This window comes from Veillonella criceti (assembly GCF_900460315.1).
GTDB lineage: Bacteria > Bacillota > Negativicutes > Veillonellales > Veillonellaceae > Veillonella_A > Veillonella_A criceti.
This window is the reverse complement of the sequence record NZ_UHIO01000004.1, coordinates 1-2,456: the sequence shown is the minus strand read 5'-3', so window position 1 is coordinate 2,456 and position 2,456 is coordinate 1. Positions and strand designations below refer to the sequence as shown.

2 protein-coding genes are annotated in these 2,456 nt (G+C 40.4%); both read left to right on the top strand.

Going from position 1 to position 2,456, the window contains the following annotated elements; all coding sequences use genetic code 11:
* The first annotated feature begins 242 nt into the window (after positions 1-242).
* Positions 243-866 (top strand): replication protein, encoded by a 624-nt coding sequence (locus DYE54_RS09985; protein ID WP_115311151.1) that lies wholly within the window; start codon positions 243-245, stop codon positions 864-866.
* 831 nt (positions 867-1,697) lie between these two features.
* Complete coding sequence (locus DYE54_RS09980; protein WP_115311151.1) at positions 1,698-2,321, top strand: replication protein; 624 nt, start codon at positions 1,698-1,700, stop codon at positions 2,319-2,321.
* Positions 2,322-2,456 lie beyond the last annotated feature (135 nt).

Genomic DNA, 2,456 nt, shown 5'->3' with positions numbered 1-2,456 from the left:
TTCGCAAAGTTGAAAAACGTGGTAAAATCAAAGCAACGCAAAAAAAAGAGCACATCGACCCGCAAAATCGATGTGCTCAAGTTGGCGTGACGAGGAAGGTCAACACCAACAAATTTTCGCAAACTCATAGTAACATGATTGGGCGAAAATTTCAACATCAACGCAAAGTAAAGTAAAGAAATTTTCACGTTGACCTTCCTTGTCTTTCAAAGATTTTTGATTGACAAAGGAGGCATTTTTTTATGGCGACAAACAGTAAGGAAAAACAACGTGAGTACGATGCCAAGCGTGCAGAAAAGCGAGCTGGCACTCGTACTAGAAATTACGCAACAGTAGTGTATCCGGAATCTGCACCGGCGGACTGGAAAAACAAGTTAGAGCAAACATTCATTCCATGCCTAATTTCACCACTCCATGACAAGGATATTAACCCAGGTGGAGAGCCTAAAAAGCCACACTATCATGTGTTATTGGCTTTTGAAGGAGTAAAAACGAAAGCACAAGCACAAGAAGTTTTTGATACCATCGGTGGTGTTGGTTGTGAGGTTGTAAATAGCGTTCGTGGTTATGCTCGGTATTTATGCCATCTCGATAATCCTGAAAAAGCCCGATATGCTGAATCACAAGTAACTCAATATGGCGGTTTAGACTACTACGATGTAATCGGGCTTGCATCAGATAAACACAAAGCAATTCGGGAAATGATTGAGTATTGCAAAGATACAGGCGTTATTGAGTATGCAGATTTGCTTGAATATGCAATGTATGAACGTGAGGACTGGTTTCGTGTTTTGTGCGATTGTGGAACCTTCACCATGCAGAATTATTTGAAATCAAGACGTCACAAATTAATGGCTAAGGCGTAAGGATAGACAAGGGGAAGGTTTTCCCGATGGTCATACCTTCCCAGCCGTCAATTATGCAAGCGGAAAAATAAACAAAGTCAAGGGTCTGAATTTTTCAGAGAAAAATTCTTGCCATAGGCAACCCTTGACTTTTTTATTTTCCGCCCAACGATGAAGTTGTGGCTGTTTGAAAGAGCGTAGCGTTTCGAACAGCCCTTGGCTACCCAAAAAAGGGTTCGGGGAAATTTCCCCGACAATTTTGCGGTACGCAAAATCACTTGCAACGCAAGCCCACACACATAATAACTAAACTGTATCAAAATGTCTTTTTGATACTTTTGAGATGTTATGTGCGTAAGTGGGCATTATTATGTTTTTAAAATTGCGAATTTTGCGTTTTAAGCGATTTTTGAGTTTCAGATGTAGAAAATCACAGGATCAAAAATTAAAAACGCTCCTAGACTAAAATTCAAAAACAAGGAATGCTTAATTACCCATTTCTCCATTTTGGAGAAATGAATTGAGGTCTGCGACGCAAAAAAAAACTATGGGGGGTCACTACGACACCCCCCATAGTGTTCATTGTTCCCAAGACAAGAAAAACTACCGTTTCGCAAAGTTGAAAAACGTGGTAAAATCAAAGCAACGCAAAAAAAAGAGCACATCGACCCGCAAAATCGATGTGCTCAAGTTGGCGTGACGAGGAAGGTCAACACCAACAAATTTTCGCAAACTCATAGTAACATGATTGGGCGAAAATTTCAACATCAACGCAAAGTAAAGTAAAGAAATTTTCACGTTGACCTTCCTTGTCTTTCAAAGATTTTTGATTGACAAAGGAGGCATTTTTTTATGGCGACAAACAGTAAGGAAAAACAACGTGAGTACGATGCCAAGCGTGCAGAAAAGCGAGCTGGCACTCGTACTAGAAATTACGCAACAGTAGTGTATCCGGAATCTGCACCGGCGGACTGGAAAAACAAGTTAGAGCAAACATTCATTCCATGCCTAATTTCACCACTCCATGACAAGGATATTAACCCAGGTGGAGAGCCTAAAAAGCCACACTATCATGTGTTATTGGCTTTTGAAGGAGTAAAAACGAAAGCACAAGCACAAGAAGTTTTTGATACCATCGGTGGTGTTGGTTGTGAGGTTGTAAATAGCGTTCGTGGTTATGCTCGGTATTTATGCCATCTCGATAATCCTGAAAAAGCCCGATATGCTGAATCACAAGTAACTCAATATGGCGGTTTAGACTACTACGATGTAATCGGGCTTGCATCAGATAAACACAAAGCAATTCGGGAAATGATTGAGTATTGCAAAGATACAGGCGTTATTGAGTATGCAGATTTGCTTGAATATGCAATGTATGAACGTGAGGACTGGTTTCGTGTTTTGTGCGATTGTGGAACCTTCACCATGCAGAATTATTTGAAATCAAGACGTCACAAATTAATGGCTAAGGCGTAAGGATAGACAAGGGGAAGGTTTTCCCGATGGTCATACCTTCCCAGCCGTCAATTATGCAAGCGGAAAAATAAACAAAGTCAAGGGTCTGAATTTTTCAGAGAAAAATTCTTGCCATAGGCAACCCTTGACTTTTTT